The organism is Paenibacillus cremeus, from assembly GCF_007786445.1.
Lineage (GTDB): Bacteria > Bacillota > Bacilli > Paenibacillales > NBRC-103111 > Paenibacillus_G > Paenibacillus_G cremeus.
On sequence record NZ_VNJI01000013.1, the window covers coordinates 92,818 to 109,169 of the forward strand.

Genomic DNA, 16,352 nt, shown 5'->3' on the forward strand with positions numbered 1-16,352 from the left:
GTCATCGTCCCCTTATCGCTTCCTTAGCCACCAGCCGATCGTCGAAATCGTGCTTCACGCCTCCGATTTCTTGATAGGCTTCATGCCCTTTCCCCGCAATCAATACTACATCCTTTGGGGTTGCCAAATCAATGGCTTTTTGAATCGCCTGCCGGCGGTCCACGATCATCTCATACCGTTCGTTCGTCCAGCCCGCTTCAGTAATGCCAGGCTCGATATCCTGCAAAATGCTCAGCGCATCCTCTGTCCGCGGATTATCGGACGTCACGAGGACATAGTCGCTGTATTGCGCCGCCAGCCTTCCCATAATCGGGCGCTTGGCGCGGTCGCGGTCTCCGCCGCAGCCGAAGACGCAGTACACTTTTCCTTCCGCGAACTGACGAATCGTGGATAACGCATTCTCAAGGCCATCCGGGGTATGGGCATAATCGACTAGCACAAGAAACGGCTGTCCTTCGTCGACGATTTCCATGCGCCCTTCAACCGATTGAATCCGGCTTAAGCTCTCGGCAATCCGCCCCAGTTCAATGCCTTCAACCAGAATGGCCGCAATGGCGCCCAGCGCGTTGTACACGTTGAACCGCCCTACGAGACGAAGCTGCATCGGTACCGCTCCCTTGAAGGTGACGCAATCGAACCGCGTGCCTCCGGCAGTCATTTCAATATTTACCGCGCGCACATCTGCTGTCGGACTCTCAATGCCATACGTGATCACTTCGGCCGTCGTTTGTTTTGCAAATTGCTCTGACGCCGGGTCATCCGCATTCAACACAGCGAAATGCCTGCGATCCGGATCCGCTGAAAACTCGTTGCCCATCCTGGAGAACAGAAGTCCCTTAGCCGCCTGGTACTGCTCCATCGTTTTATGATAATCCAAATGATCTTGGGTCAAATTCGTAAATATTCCGGTCCGGAAGCTGCAGCCCTTCACCCGTCCCCGATCGATCCCTTGCGAGGTGACCTCCATCACACAGTAATCGGTTTGAACGTTCACCATCTCGCGTAAAATGCGCTGCAGTTCAAGCGCTTCCTGCGTATTCGTCGCTTGGTTCGGTATGAACGTCTCTCCGATCTTCACGTGAATATTGCCCATGAGACCGGTCCGAAGGCCTTGATCTCTAAACATTTGCTCCAGCAAATAGGTCGTCGTCGTTTTCCCATTCGTGCCGGTAACGCCGATGACCTTCAGCTCCCGGCTTGGATAGCCGTAAAAGTGTGAGGCGATCACCGCCATGGCATATCTGGCGTCTTTCACGATCAAAGCGGGGACCCCGGCCTGCAGATCACGCTCCGTTACCAAAGCGACAGCGCCCTTCTCTATGACTTCGGCAGCGAAATCATGGCCGTCAAAATGGAGCCCGGAAAAGCAGAAAAATAAATCTCCAGGCTTTACTTTGCGGGAATCGAATTGGATTCCGGTACATTCCGTATCGCCATCTCCCGAAAGTCGACTTACGGTCAAGAGCGCCGCCAGTTCCTTTAATTGCATACAAGGTCCCCCTCCATTTTGCACGTGGTATCTATTATGGACAAAAAAGTGCGCAATGAAAAGCCTTTTTTGCAAAAAGTCAGTGAACCATCGGGGTACCATCAGGCTCTAAAGAGCGTCTATGTCAAGGTTGCCAAAAACAGCCTGGGCACCCGACCGAACAACCGATTAATTGCTTTGCGGCTTTGCTCCGTCGGTCTCCGGAGGCGGCGCAGCGTCAGACAAGTAGATGCGGATGGTCGAGCCTGTCTCTACCCTTGCCCCTGGCTTCGGCACTTGATTAATAACGTTTTTGCCTGCTCCCGACTTGGCCAGCTGGAAGTTCATGTTTAAATCCTCATAAATATCGGTAATGCTCATCCCGATCAGGTTAGGCACTTCTACAACCTTCGGTTCACCGTACAAGTACTTCGTCCGCTCCATCTGATCCTTGCGGGGCGGCACCTTCATGTAACGAAGCGTATCCTCCATGATGTTCTTAACGAGCGGCGCAGCGATCAGCCCCCCGAATTGAATGCCCTGCGGATCGTCGACGGCAGCGTAAATGACCACCTTCGGATCGTCTGCCGGAGCAAAGCCGATGAAAGAAACGATGTGCTCGTCAGCGGAATAGCGGCCGTTGATAACCTTCTGCGCGGTCCCCGTCTTGCCTCCGACGCGGTAGCCGTCGATAAATGCGTTGCGACCGGTCCCGTTGGCGACGACGCTCTCGAGGGTTTCTCGTACTTGCTTGGAGGTCGCCTCCGAGATCACTTGGCGTACCAGCTCCGGCTTGATCGTCTCGACCAGCTCCCCGGTGTCCGGTTTATACCACGCTCTGCCCACATGCGGCTTGAACAGCTTGCCGCCGTTAATCGCAGCGGAAACCGCTGTAATCTGCTGAATCGGCGTGACCGAAACCCCTTGACCGAACGACGTCGTTGCCAGCTCGACCGGACCTACTCGGGACGGCTTGAACATGATTCCGTTCTCTTCCCCGCCGAGATCGATGCCGGTCTTTTTGCCGAAGCCGAAGTTATAAATATAATTGAATAATGTGTCTTTGCCAAGACGTTGACCCATCACGACAAAGCCCGGGTTGCAAGAGTTCTCTACGACACCGAGGAACGTCTCACTTCCATGTCCGCCCCGTTTCCAGCAGCGGAGCCGTGCGCCAGCGACTTCAATCGAGCCGTCATCGTAGAAGCCTTCGTTGAGGTTAACCTTCTTCTCTTCCAGCGCTGCGGCGAGTGTAATGATTTTGAACGTGGAACCGGGCTCGTAGGTCATCCAGATCGGCAAGTTCCGGTTATAATTCTCTACCGGATAATTCCTGTAATTGCCCGGCTCATACCCCGGACGCGAGCCCATTGCCAATATTTCGCCGTTGTTCGGATCCATCGCAATCGCAATGACGTGCTTCGGCTGGTACTTCACCATGGCCTGATCCAGCTCTCGCTCCATGATCGATTGGATGTGACTGTCGATCGTCAGCTGCAGATTCATACCATCCAGCGGAGGCTTGTAGGCATCCGTCGAGCCAGGCATCTTGTCTCCATTGGCCGCAGCCAAATACGAAATATTGCCTTCGATACCACGCAGGTTTTTATCGTATTTCAATTCTATGCCCGTCAACCCTTGATTATCAATCCCTGTAAAGCCAAGCACATGGGCAGCCAGCCCGCCGAATGGATAATACCGTTTATTATCTTCCGTCACTCGTATGCCCGGAAGCTCCAGCTTGCGAATTTCCTCTGCTTTTTCCTGCGTCATCTTGCGGCCCGCCGGTTTAATAAACACGTCTTTTGCCCGCTTCGTAATCAGCTTATAAACCTCGTCCTGGCTCATCTGCAGAGCAGCAGCTAATTTTGCAGCGGTTCCTTGCGCGTCTTCGATCTGCGCCGGGATCGCAATCACCGTCGGTGTACTGATGTTGTAGGCGAGCTGCACGCCATTGCGGTCGAGAACTTCCCCCCGCTTGGCCGTGACCGGAATTTCCCTGCGCCAAGAGTCCTCTGCTTTGTCCGATATTTCCGGACCGATCCACAACTGCACGTACGCGAGCCGCACTACCAGCGCCAAGAAAAGTAGCGTTCCTACGACCAGTGCGGCGAATAATCGTCGGCGTACCGTAACGTTCGATGCCCTCATGCTCGCTAATCCCTCCCTGAACAGAGAATCGTTCATATCATCCCTATTCGGGACAACCAGGGGTTAGAACAAGCTCTTTTCCGCTTTCAAAGTCGGTCCTGCAGAGGAGCTAGGGCTTTTTCGCCGTCGTACCGTTCTGCGGCTTTACTGACACGCTTTCGGCTTTCACTTTTTTGTCCGGTTTATCGGTTTTATCCGATTTATCCGATTTATCCTGCTTATCGTTATCCGTTGTATCCTGGATTTGGTTAAGTGGTTTCAGCTGCAGTGTCAGCACTCGGCTATCGCCGGTACCATCGAGTGTCTGCGAAGTAACATAGCCTTCTCCCGTAGAGCTGCAGTGCAGCTTGATGAAGGAGCACACCTCCAGCGCATCGCGCAGCGACTTGCCGCTTAGATCGGGCACCGAGATATCACTGCCGCCTTCCTGCATCAATACATAAATTCGCTGCGAGCTGCCGATTTCAGTACCAGGGACCGGAGATTGGGCGAGGACTTTCGCGCCTTTGCCAAGAGCTTCCACAGTGACACCGAATTTGTTCATCGTAGATTTCACTTGATCCAGCGGCATGCCCGTTAAGTCCGGCGTCGTCGTCCGTGTATCCCGCTCCGTTGCTTGAATCTGCTGCTGTTGCTGCACGGTCGATGGCGCGATGCCCATATAGCGCAGCGTTTGGGATACGATCTCCTTAAACGCGGGAGCTGCCACGTCGCCGCCCAAGTGATAGTCGCCGCCGAGATCCGGTTGATCGGCAATAATCGTCACAAGAATCCGAGGGTCTTCAATCGGCGCATACCCGATGAACGAAATAACCCACTTGCCTTCAGCATAGCCTTTTTCCCCCGGATCAACGAGGTTGGCGGTTCCTGTTTTACCTGCAATGCGGTAGCCTTCGATATAAGCTTTACGGCCGGTACCAATATCCTTGTCCGACACGACACCTTCCAAATAGTCGCTAACTTGCTTGGCCGTTTTCTCTGAAACGACCTGACGGACAACTTGAGGCTCATTTTTTTGAATGACTTCGCCGGTTTCGGGGTTATAAATTTCTTTGATAATATGAGGCCACATTAATTTACCGCCGTTGGCGATCGCCCCGTAGGCCGCCGTCTGCTGGATTGCCGTTGCCGTTAAGCCTTGTCCGTAGGTTGCCGTTGCAAACTCCGCAGGATACTTCATGTTCACGAGCCCGGGTACCTCGCCGGGAATATCGACGTTCGTTTTGGCGCCAAAGCCGAATTTGTCTATGTATTGGCGCAGCTTGGTTTCGCCCAGCTTCTCGTAGCCCAGCTTCACGAATGCCACGTTACTGGAGCGCTTCAAGCCTTCCAGATAAGTGATTTTCCCCCAACCGGTTACGTTATGGTCATGGAGCTTGCGCCCCGGCACTTGAATGGAGCCAGATTGGTACGTTTCCGTCGGGTTAAACAGCCCCTCCTCCACCGTAGCGGCCAACGTAACCAGCTTAAAGGTTGACCCCGGCTCGTACTGCGATGCGACAGCGTGATTTTGAAAATCGCTCATTTGCTTCGTATCCCAATATCGGTTCGGGTTGAACGAAGGCGTGTTGGCGATCCCTAAAATTTCCATCGTTTTCGGATCCACTGCGATGGCCGTCAAGCTTTTCGGATGCCACTTCTCATTCACCTTGTCCAGCGCGTTCTCGATATAAAACTGGATGTTCTTATCGATCGTCAAGCGAACGTTGTCTCCGTTGATCGCTTTCTGGAAGTTGGCCGTTGAATTGGGCAGCTCCACGCCGTAGCGGTCCGTTTCGGTCTTTAAGAAGCCCGGCGTCCCTTTCAAAAAATTGTCGAGCTGAGCCTCGATCCCCATGATCGGCTTTCCTTCTTTACTGGTGTAGCCGAGGATATGCGATGCCAGCTTGCCGCCAGGATAAAACCGCTTGCTCTCGGGCAGCAGCAAAATCCCGACACTTTTGTTCTTCCCATCGATACGCTTCTGCAAATCTTCGACCAGCTTGTTGATCTGGTCAGCTACATCTGCGTCAATTTTCCACCCTTCATTGCCAAGTTCAATTTGCGTATAATAATCGCCGTTGTCTTTCTTCTTGTTGATCCGCTCCCGGATTTTATCCTCCAGACCTGCTGCCGCGCCACTGTTTTGAGGCGGTGCCAGGATCGCGGCCAGTCCTCTGACCACATCGTTCTCAATGTGCTTATCGTGAATGGTCTTCGGATTCAGTGCCAATGTGAATGCCGGGGCATCCTCCGCCAGCACCTTGTCATTCCGGTCCAAAATCGCTCCTCGGACCGCTCGCAGCTCATCATCCGCCGCCCAGCGCTCCTTAGCCATCGAGAGCAGTTCCGCTCCTTGGACCACCTGTACCCAATAGAGTCGCGTAACCAGGAAAACAAAAAGGAGGGTGAATAGCCCTCCGACAAGTAACGACCGTAATTTAACTTTTTTTGTCATCTCATCTCGCCCCTTACATCAAGGCTGTTCCTTGGTTTTTTTGGCGCTTGCCGTGCTGCCTGGTGCAATTCCCTGTGATCCGGTGCCAGGTGCATTCGTCTTCGCCGGACCCGCCGCTTTGATCTGCTTCTCATCGGGAACGGTGTATCCGTACTTCTTAGCCTCTTGTTCGAAGCGCTCCGGACTAGAGAGCGTTTCCACCTTGCGCTTCAGTACACTGTTCTCCGCTTCCAGCTTCTTCAGCTGCTGCTCGATCTTCATAATGTTCGTGTTCATTTCATAGATTTGCGCGTAGCGCCAGATGATTAAACCTGCCACTACGACGCAAATCGCCACGGTGAATAAATAGAGCAGCTTCTCCTGCACCGGCAGGCCCACCTTCGCACGTACCGCCGGTTTGCTTGGTTCATTCAAGTTCACCTTCACTTGATTCTTCGTCGTTGTCCGCTGTTCTACAGCTAAACTTCCGTGCATGTATGCCGGCAAAATGGTTTCCCCCTTAGGTCGAAAGTTTCTCCGCTATTCTAAGCTTGGCCGAACGTGCGCGGTTATTAGCTTCCAGCTCTTCACTGCTCGCCTCGATCGGCTTACGATTGACTAATTTGACTACGCCTTCGTTGCCGCAAACGCACATTGGAAAATCCGGTGGGCAGGTGCACTTCGCCACGTACTTGTTAAAGGTTTGCTTGCAAATGCGATCCTCAAGCGAGTGAAACGTAATGACGGCCGCCCGGCCGCCTGGTGCAAGGCAGCGAATCGACTGCTCCAGCGCGTCTTCGAAAGCGCCCAGCTCATCATTGACCGCGATGCGCAGCGCCTGAAAGCTGCGTTTCGCCGGATGGGGGCCCGTGCGGCGCGCGGCTGCGGGAATCCCTTCCTTGATCAGCTCCACGAGCTCGCCGGTCGTTTCGATCGGCTTCTTCGCCCTAGCCGCGGCAATGCTGGCTGCAATGCGCCGCGAGAACTTCTCTTCGCCGTATTCGAACAAAATATCGGCTATTTCCTTCTCCGACCAATCGTTCACGATATCTCTGGCCGTCAGCGGCGCGGTGCGATCCATCCGCATATCGAGCTCCGCGTCGTGGTTATAGCTGAAGCCGCGATCCGCTTCATCCAGCTGCGGCGACGAGACGCCCAGATCGAACAAGATGCCGTCCACCTGCGGTCGTCCGTCCTTCATCGCTTGCGGAATGCGGGACAACTCCCGCTCCAAAAAGCGAAAATTGCTGCGGACCAGCTTAACGCGATCCGCCACCGGAGCCAGTCGCTCAGCTGCATTGGCTAGCGCCGCATCGTCCTGATCAAAGGCGATCAAGAGCCCCTCCGGTCCGAGCCGGGAAGCGATTTCGTAGCTGTGGCCTGCGCCGCCTAGCGTACAGTCCACGTAAACACCGTCTGGCTTTATATGTAATCCTTGCACTGCTTCGTCCTTTAAAACCGTCACATGATGAAACATCGTCTAGTGTCCTCCTGCATTTACAAATCGAAGTTGAAATCGACCAATTTTTCCGCAATCTCGTTAAACGATTCTTCCGATTGCTCGGCATAGTTTTCCCAGATTGCCTTGCTCCAAATCTCCACCCGATTAGAAACACCGATGACTACGCAATCCTTCTCTAACTTGGCATGTTCGAGCAAATTGTTCGGCAGATTGACTCTGCCCTGCTTGTCCAGCTCGCACTCCGTCGCCCCGGAGAAAAAAAACCGGGTGAATGCCCGAGCATCAGACTTCATAAGCGGGAGCGCTTTAAGCTTCTGCTCCAGCACAGCCCACTCATCCATGGGGTATACAAATAAGCATTGGTCTAATCCGCGAGTGACAATGAACGATGTTCCGAGGGCTTCACGAAACTTGGCAGGCACGATCATCCGGCCTTTCTCATCAACGGTGTGTTGATATTCCCCCATAAACATCCCACATTGCACCCCCTTTCCACCACTTTAACCCACTTTCCACCACCTGTAAACTAATTATTCGCCACATTAACAAAAAATCCTGCTTCGTCGTATGACGTAAGCAGGATTTTTTGGGTTACTCGTTGGGGTCTTTCGTCTCGGTTTGAGTATTCGCTTGTGCCTGGTTGTGTTCCAAAAGAGTGCTGCGGACACTGACGAGCTTTGCCAGCCTCCTCTTGCGGACCATCCACAAAGGAATTCCGATGAGAGCCAGCAGGATTAGGACCGGAAGCGCCCCGGCCAAAATGACCACAAGCCACTGCAGCGCAACAGACAGAACCACCACGCTTCCGTTCAATGCGGCGGCCGAGCGTGTGATTAATGGCCCCCGATCCCGGGACTGGATGATCTCCGCGGAGCCGATTTTTTGCGTTACCCGCAGCTCGATGGTGGAGTAGGCGACATTTTGCTCCAGATAACGCATTCGGCCTTTAATCCGCTCGATTTCCTCCTGCACCTTACCAAGCTCGTTCGAGAACGACACCAGCTCCTCCGCCTTAGTCGCCTTTTCCATAAACGCGGTCAAGCGGCTTTCCACCACTTGTTTGGCTTTCAGCCTCGCAGTCAAATCCACGTATTCTTCTGTCACATCCTGCCCCTGCAGGCTTTTCTGCATCGTCGGATTAAGCTTCTCCAGCTGCGATAAGAGCGATTGAAAGCCGTTCGCCGGTACCTTGATCGTGAATGTCCCGCTCTTCTCGTTCGTCATCGTATTTTCATTGAACTGTAAAATGTACGCACCGGCCTGTTTGACCGTCTCCTGCACCTGCTGCGCGACGTCCTGATATTTCTCTACCTGCATCACAAGATGGGCGGTGTAAATGATTTTGCGGGTGTACGCGTCTGAGTTGTCAGGTAATGCTTGCCCCGTGAAGCTGCCTTGTGCTCCTGCCGGCGCACTCACGGTGTTCGATGCCGTTGCATTAGCCATCTTGGCCATGTCCGCCACCGCAGCCGGTCCCCCCGCACTATCGGCCGCCCCTTGCGGAGCGACAGCTTTACTCTCGGCGTGGCCCGCCGTTCCGGTTGATACCGCCATGTCCGCCTTTGACGACAAGGCGCTGCAGCCCGACAGAAGCAGCAGCAATGCTACCGCACCCGCAAGCCCCCTAGCATGCCTGGGCCACACTCTTCTTTCTTTCTCTTCCATCTTCTTCCCCCCTGGTCTGATGGCTTTCCAGCGACCATGAATTTCTGGATTCGCTTACCCCATAGACGGGATGGGTGATGACGTTGTTGCATGATTTTGGAAAAAAAAGAACCCCTCTCTCAGACTTACGTCCAAGAAAGAGGTGTTGGCTTACTTATGCGGCTTAGTGCTCCGCCCAGCTGTCCAAATACGATTTTTGCTGCTCCGTCAGCGTATCGATCCCCATACCCATCGCCGCAAGCTTGAAGCGCGCCACTTGCTCATCCAGCTCATAAGGTACGTTAACGACTTTGCTGCCGATTTGCTTATAGTTGTCGTTCACATATTTCAGCGACATCGCTTGCAGCGCGAATGTCATATCCATGATTTCCGCCGGGTGACCATCGCCTGCCGCCAGGTTAACCAAACGACCTTCCGCCAAAATGTAGAACTTGCGGCCGTCCGCCAGTTTATATTCTTCAATATTGCGGCGTACAGTACGCTTGGAAACCGCCAGTGCCTCCAGCTCCGGCTTATTCACTTCCACATCGAAGTGACCGGCATTGGACAAAATCGCGCCGTCCTTCATCACTTGGTAATGCTCACCGCGGATGACATCCCGGTTACCGGTTACCGTGACGAAGAAATCGCCCACTTTTGCTGCTTCCACCATCGGCATGACGGCAAAACCGTCCATGTAAGCTTCAACCGCTTTGATCGCATCGATCTCGGTAACGATGACGTTCGCACCAAGTCCCTTAGCACGCATCGCCACGCCTTTACCGCACCAGCCGTAGCCGACTACAACCACCGTTTTACCTGCTACGACCAGGTTGGTCGTCCGGTTGATGCCATCCCATACGGATTGGCCCGTGCCATAGCGGTTATCGAACAAATATTTGCAGAATGCGTCGTTTACAGCAACCATCGGGAACTGCAGCTGACCCTCTTTTTCAAGCGACTTCAAACGCAGGATGCCTGTCGTTGTTTCTTCGGCTCCGCCGCGCACGTTTTTCAGCAAGTCTTTACGCTCGGAATGAAGAATCGTCACCAAGTCACCACCGTCGTCGATGATCAGGTCCGGCTCGGTTTCCAGCGTCTTGATCAGCAGATCCTTGTACTCCTGCGGATCCGGGTTATATTTGGCGAAAACGGTAATCCCGTCTTCGACGAGCGCCGCGCACACATCGTCTTGTGTCGACAGCGGATTGCTTCCGCAAATCGTTACATCCGCACCACCGGCTTGCACGACCTTTGCCAGGTAAGCGGTTTTGGCCTCCAAGTGAAGGGAAATCGCCACTTTCAGCCCTTTAAACGGCTGCTCCTTCTCAAACTGCTCACGAATCCGGTTCAATACCGGCATATGGGCGTTAACCCAGTCAATTTTTAAATGTCCTTCCGGCGCGAGCGCAATGTCGCGGATAATGCTGCGGTCTTTAGTGCTAGCCATTAAATTCGTTCCTCCTAATTAAAAATTCCACAAGTACAAATCAATTGGATAATCCATCTATATGTAGAATTGACTCTTTACATATAACATATCCGATGCTTGCCGTCCATCTCAATTGGAAGCTCCAGTAACGTTTTCAGCCAGCCATCACCGTATTTATTCAAATACGCAATGACATTGTACAGTCGCTCTTGCGGCTTGCCTCCCGGCAGCACCGACATGCCGATGCGTTGGAACTGGCGGAGGCCCGAATCGAACTGCTGACGAAGCCCGTCTCCGGCTTTTTGCTCAAGGAACTCGATCTGCTCGATGATTTTGCCAAGATTCGTGTCCCCCAGCTTCTTAAGCCCGGGATTAATGCCAGCCAGCGCCTCGATCAGCGGCTCGTAGTGCTCTCTAAATTGCGTCTTCACTTCGGCAAATCGATCGTCCAGCTTCAGCTGATCCTGTTCCCGAAGCCATGCCTGCTGCCGCTCCTCTAAATGATATAGCACATCGTCCAGCGTCAGACCATATTTGGTCATATTTTTCTGGATGGTGCCCTCCAGCAGCGTGAAGGCAAACCGCGGAATTAAAATCGGCATCTGCATTGCAGCCCATTCAAAGGCATCGCGCGTGAGCCCCCAATAGGCGATCTCAGCCGGCCCCAGCACCGTGCCCAGTACAGGAAACAAGAAATCCTGCATGAGCGGACGCGTCATGACGTTGTTGCTCAGTCGTTCAGGGGATGAGACAGCCCAATCGAGCAGCTGCTCACGTGTATATTGACGTTCCCCTCTCCGATCGGTAAATCCGCCTTCTTCATTCGAATAGAGCAGCACGCGCTCTCCCTGATCGTAGACGAACAGATTAGCTCCCCTATCATGCAGTTCAACCTGCGGCTGATACCCATTGGAAACGAGCCGCGCACGGCTTCTTAGAAGCGCTTGATTCATCTCGCCATTGCGCTCGACTAACAGTCGAAACATCGGCGCCTCCAGCTGCCGAATTTCCGGATCATCCGAGTCCAGCAGCACAAGTCCCGAGGGGCCGAACAGCTGAGCCATGAAACGCGCGAACAAATCGACTAGCGTCACAGATTCTCCGGCCATCGCCTGCAACGATGCCATCAGATCTGCGCGGAACTCCGTTGGCAGCAATGACTTTTCCAGCTGTTCCAGCACGGTCTCCCACTGTTCTGGGGAAATCTTCGTCTGGCTGACGGAGGTCCGAATGCCGGTCGGATGCTCCAGCTTCACCTTTTCTACCTTAAGCTCGGAGGTCAACCAGTTCAGATGATTGACTTCATCAAAATCATGGTCCTCCCCAGCAATCCAAAACACCGGAACAACCGGCCTCTGCAGCTTCTCCGAAGCTTGACGAGCCATACTGATTAGAGTAATGGCTTTATAAATAACTAAGAGTGGTCCTGTAAACAAACTGGCCTGCTGCCCGCCTACCACCGCCAAGGTGTTCGACTCGCCCAGAAGACGCACGTTAGCCAGCGTTTCAGGCGATGCCCCTGCTCGCTCGTTAAAGCTCGCCAGCACGCGGACAAGCTCTGAGCGATCTGCAGACATCCCCCTCGCGCAGTCCAGCCAAGCGGCTCGTTCCTTCCAGCTCGCAGGATCCCACGGATTATATTCATACAGGCCGCCCGTTTGGTCAAACCGGTGAATATAGTCCTCCGTTAATGGCTGGCCGGACTCCCAATGAAATGCTTCCACCTGCATTCTGACGCCGCCCCTCGTATGTAATGATTTCATGCCTTGCTTATTAATAATTCGGCCCCATATGAGCCGCGGTTCACTCACTTACTTACGAATAGCAACTTTATATATTGTACACATGTTCCTACATATCGTCAAAAAATAACAGCCCTCCTTCCCGAAGGAAAAAGGGCTGCAATGAATGATCTTAATATAAATGGCAGGCTACGTAGTGGCCAGGCTCCACTTCTTTAAATTCCGGCATGGCCGCCGCACATTCCGGCATCGCATGCGGGCAGCGGGTCCGGAAAGGACAGCCGCTAGGCGGGTTCAGCGGGCTTGGAATTTCTCCCTCGAGAATAATCCGCTCGCGGGTACGCTCAATCTCCGGATCTGGAATCGGAATCGCCGACAAGAGCGATTGCGTGTACGGATGCAGCGGCTTCGCATACAGCTCTTCCGAAGTTGTAACCTCAACCAGCTTCCCGAGATACATAACACCGATCCGGTCGGAAATATGCTTCACCATCGCAAGGTCATGCGCAATAAACAGGTACGTCAAGCCGCGCTCCTTCTGCAGCTTTTTGAACAAGTTCACGACCTGAGCCTGTACGGACACGTCAAGCGCCGAAATCGGCTCATCGGCAATGATGAACTTCGGCTCGATCGCCAGTGCACGCGCAATCCCGATCCGCTGGCGCTGACCACCTGAGAACTCATGCGGGAAACGGCTGGCATGCTCTTCGTTCAAGCCTACGTCGCGCAGCAGCTGGAGTACCCGCTCTTTGCGCTCCTTGCCAGAATTCAGACCATGGATGTCGATACCTTCGGCAATAATATTACCAACGGTCATCCGCGGATTCAAAGAAGCATAAGGATCTTGGAATACCATCTGCATATTGCGGCGGAACTCCTGCTGCTTCTTGCCCTTCATCTTGTGTACGTTTTCGCCGTTGAAAATCACTTCTCCACCGGTTGTATCGTACAAATTGATAATGGTACGGCCAGTGGTCGATTTACCACAGCCGGATTCCCCAACCAAACCGAACGTTTCGCCCTGCTGAATCGCAAAGCTTACGTTATCGACGGCTTTCAGGATTTTACCGTTTCCCAAATTGAAATGCTTCTGTAAATTGCGAACCTCTAATAAAGGTTGTTTCTGACTCATCGTGCCGCACCTCCTATTTCAACCGGACGCTCAACCTTTGGAGCTCCTTCATGCAGCAGCCAACAGGCGGCCGAATGCGTATCGGAGAGCGTCGTATGCTCCGGATCAATCTCAAGACAAACCTTCATCGCGTATGGACAACGCGCAGCGAAGGCACAGCCCTTCGGCGGGGCGAACAAATCCGGAGGTGTCCCCGGAATCGGAATCAACTCGCTGTCTTTATCTTGGTCAAGACGCGGAACGGAACGAAGCAAGCCCCAAGTATACGGGTGCTTCGGATTGTAGAAAATCTCATCCACCGTGCCTTGTTCCGCTACTTTCCCAGCATACATGACAATGACGCGCTGTGCCATTTCAGCGACGACGCCCAAATCATGCGTAATGACGATAATCGAAGTTTCCGTTTGCTCAGAGAGCTTCACCATCAACTCGATGATTTGAGCTTGAATCGTAACATCGAGCGCTGTCGTCGGCTCATCGGCTATCAGCAGCTTCGGGTTACAGGCCAAAGCGATGGCAATCATAACCCGCTGGCGCATCCCGCCGGAAAATTCGTGCGGGTACTGATTCACACGGCCTTCCGGATTAGAAATTCCAACCAGCTTCAAAATTTCAATTGCACGCTTGGTTGCTTCCGCGTTGCTTAGCCCTTGATGCTTCACCAGACCTTCCGTGATCTGCTTCCCGATCGTCATCGTCGGATTCAGCGAGGTCATCGGATCCTGGAAAATCATGCCCATCTCAGAGCCGCGGATTTTTTCCATTTCTCTATTTGAAAGTTTCGTAATTTCCGTTTTGCCATCAAATTTGATGGAGCCGTTCTTGATCATGCTAGGAGGCGAAGGATTCAATCTCATGATCGTTTGCGCTGTTACCGATTTGCCGCAACCCGATTCGCCTACGATCGCAAGCACTTCACCCTTTTTCAATTCGAAGGTGACTCCGCGGACGGCCTGTACTTCACCGGCATACGTGCGAAAGGATACTTTAAGGTCGCGAACCTCTAAAATATTGTTACTCATGATTATTACACCCCCATTAGCTCTTGATTACTTCCGCATTTTCGGATCAAGCGCATCGCGAAGCCCGTCGCCGAGCAGGTTGAAGCTCATTAGGATCATGCTGAACACAATCGTCGGACTAATAACCCGGTGCGGGTACAGACGAATATTGTTCGCGCCGTCAGACAACAGCGATCCAAGCGAAGCAAGCGGTACTCGGATACCTAAGCCGATAAAGCTGAGGAATGCTTCCACGAAAATAGCGGATGGAACGATAAACGTAATCTGAACAATAATTAAGCCGAGTGCGTTCGGCACTAAATGCTTCAATATAATACGAGCGCCGCCGGCGCCTAAAGTTTTAGCCGCGAGGACATACTCCTGCTCCTTGAGGGTCAAAATCTGACCGCGAACAAGGCGTGCCATAGGAACCCATCCAGTAATCGCGTAGGCGATGATGATCGTCTTAAAGCCTGGACCGATAACAATGATCAACAGGATTGAAATCAGCAAAAATGGAATCGAATAAATAATTTCGATGAAACGCTGCATCAAATCATCGATTCGACCGCCATAGTAAGCGGAAATACCGCCATACGCAACCCCGATAATCAAATCAAGCAGCGCCGCTGTGAGACCGATCATGAGGGAGATACGAGTTCCCCACCATACACGTACCCATAAGTCACGGCCAAAATCATCGGTACCAAACCAGTGCGCAGCAGAAGGGCTCTCGTTTTTAATCGCATAATTTTGCGTTGCGTAGTCATTGTGCGAGAGTAAAGGTCCAAAAATCGCAAGCAAAGAAAGTGTGATCAATACGATCAAGCCGAACATGGCCAATTTATTTTTCTTGAGTCGGCGCCAAGCGTCCTGCCAATACGTCAGGGAAGGGCGGACAATGATTTCTTTACTAACCGCATCTTTTTCCAGCGGCTGAAACATCTCTTTCGACATTGCCATGCTTACTTCCCTCCCTTGGTCAGACGAATGCGCGGATCAATGAATCCATACACAAGATCCGTCAAAAACAACACTACCACTAGAATAAACGAGTAGAAAATAGTAAGGCCGGTGATCATGGTGTAATCGTTTGAATAAATCGATTGAACGAAATGCTTGCCAAGACCAGGAACGACAAAAATTTGCTCGACTACAAGCGTACCAGTGATCAAGTTAACGAATACCGGACCAAGCACCGTTACAACCGGTAAAATTGCGTTTCGCAAAGTGTGCCGGAAAACCATCTGAGGTTGGGACAAACCTTTGGCTTTTGCTGTTTTAACGTAATCCTGATTGAGCACATCCAGCATGGACGTCCGCATCAACCGGGCTAAGATGGCTATTGTACCAAAAGACAATGCAATCGCCGGCAGGACTCTTGATTGTGGGCCTTGCCACATACCCGGAGGCAGCCAGCCCAGTTTAACACCGACGAAATACGACAATAATGGACCAAGCACAAAGGATGGTACAGAAATACCAGCAACCGCTGTGAACATCGCAGCTACGTCCAAGCCTTTATTATGGTTAAGGGAGGCAATAACACCCAGCGTCAAGCCAACTGCAATAGCAATGGCCAGCGCCCAAAGTCCCAGTTCAAGCGAAGCAGGAAAGCCCTGAGAAATAATGTCCGTTACTTTACGCGTCGGGAAAGCATAGGAAACGCCAAGGTCGCCATGAATGACATTATTCATATACTTCAGATACTGCTCCCAAACTGGCTTGTCCAAGCCATATTGAGCATACAAAAGCTGCTTCTGCTCAATCGTCAGCTTCTGAGACTCTTCACCGAACGGATCGCCCGGCAAGTTTTTCATCAGAACAAATGTAAATGTGACGATTAACCACAAGGTTATTAACATATAAACCAAACGACGCGTGAAATAGCGAAGCATGGCACA

General features: G+C 52.5%; 13 protein-coding genes. All 13 read right to left on the reverse strand.

The window, feature by feature from the left end:
- Position 1 precedes the first annotated feature (1 nt).
- Entirely contained in the window at positions 2 to 1,489 is a 1,488-nt protein-coding gene (locus FPZ49_RS12690; RefSeq protein WP_144847180.1) for a UDP-N-acetylmuramoyl-L-alanyl-D-glutamate--2,6-diaminopimelate ligase, read from the reverse strand.
- Between the two features lie 168 nt (positions 1,490 to 1,657).
- Positions 1,658 to 3,619: a stage V sporulation protein D gene (locus tag FPZ49_RS12695; RefSeq protein ID WP_144847182.1), complete on the reverse strand. Its 1,962-nt coding sequence runs from the start codon at positions 3,617 to 3,619 to the stop codon at positions 1,658 to 1,660.
- A 109-nt stretch (positions 3,620 to 3,728) separates the two neighbouring features.
- Complete coding sequence (locus FPZ49_RS12700; RefSeq protein WP_144847184.1) at positions 3,729 to 6,056, reverse strand: penicillin-binding transpeptidase domain-containing protein; 2,328 nt, start codon at positions 6,054 to 6,056, stop codon at positions 3,729 to 3,731.
- A gap of 18 nt (positions 6,057 to 6,074) precedes the next feature.
- A complete protein-coding gene (ftsL, locus tag FPZ49_RS12705; RefSeq protein ID WP_144847186.1) occupies positions 6,075 to 6,542 on the reverse strand; it encodes a cell division protein FtsL in 468 nt (155 codons plus the stop codon).
- Positions 6,543 to 6,555: 13 nt separating this feature from the next.
- Positions 6,556 to 7,512, reverse strand: a complete 957-nt coding sequence (rsmH, locus tag FPZ49_RS12710) for a 16S rRNA (cytosine(1402)-N(4))-methyltransferase RsmH (protein WP_144847188.1) — start codon at positions 7,510 to 7,512, stop codon at positions 6,556 to 6,558.
- A gap of 20 nt (positions 7,513 to 7,532) precedes the next feature.
- The gene (gene mraZ, locus FPZ49_RS12715; protein WP_144847190.1) at positions 7,533 to 7,970 is read right to left on the reverse strand and encodes a division/cell wall cluster transcriptional repressor MraZ; all 438 of its coding nucleotides are present in this window, start codon (positions 7,968 to 7,970) and stop codon (positions 7,533 to 7,535) included.
- 118 nt (positions 7,971 to 8,088) lie between these two features.
- Positions 8,089 to 9,162, reverse strand: coding sequence for a DUF4349 domain-containing protein (locus FPZ49_RS12720; protein ID WP_144847192.1), 1,074 nt, complete (start codon positions 9,160 to 9,162; stop codon positions 8,089 to 8,091).
- A gap of 163 nt (positions 9,163 to 9,325) precedes the next feature.
- The gene (locus FPZ49_RS12725) at positions 9,326 to 10,591 is read right to left on the reverse strand and encodes an adenosylhomocysteinase (RefSeq protein ID WP_144847194.1); all 1,266 of its coding nucleotides are present in this window, start codon (positions 10,589 to 10,591) and stop codon (positions 9,326 to 9,328) included.
- Between the two features lie 77 nt (positions 10,592 to 10,668).
- Positions 10,669 to 12,303, reverse strand: coding sequence for a bacillithiol biosynthesis cysteine-adding enzyme BshC (gene bshC, locus FPZ49_RS12730; protein ID WP_144847196.1), 1,635 nt, complete (start codon positions 12,301 to 12,303; stop codon positions 10,669 to 10,671).
- 184 nt (positions 12,304 to 12,487) lie between these two features.
- Positions 12,488 to 13,447: an ABC transporter ATP-binding protein gene (locus tag FPZ49_RS12735; protein WP_144847198.1), complete on the reverse strand. Its 960-nt coding sequence runs from the start codon at positions 13,445 to 13,447 to the stop codon at positions 12,488 to 12,490.
- Positions 13,444 to 14,469 (reverse strand): ABC transporter ATP-binding protein, encoded by a 1,026-nt coding sequence (locus FPZ49_RS12740; RefSeq protein ID WP_144847199.1) that lies wholly within the window; start codon positions 14,467 to 14,469, stop codon positions 13,444 to 13,446. The genes FPZ49_RS12735 and FPZ49_RS12740 overlap by 4 nt, the downstream gene beginning before the upstream one ends.
- Before the next feature lie 27 nt (positions 14,470 to 14,496).
- Positions 14,497 to 15,411: an ABC transporter permease gene (locus FPZ49_RS12745; RefSeq protein WP_144847201.1), complete on the reverse strand. Its 915-nt coding sequence runs from the start codon at positions 15,409 to 15,411 to the stop codon at positions 14,497 to 14,499.
- Positions 15,412 to 15,413: 2 nt separating this feature from the next.
- Positions 15,414 to 16,346, reverse strand: coding sequence for an ABC transporter permease (locus FPZ49_RS12750; protein WP_144847203.1), 933 nt, complete (start codon positions 16,344 to 16,346; stop codon positions 15,414 to 15,416).
- Positions 16,347 to 16,352: the final 6 nt, after the last annotated feature.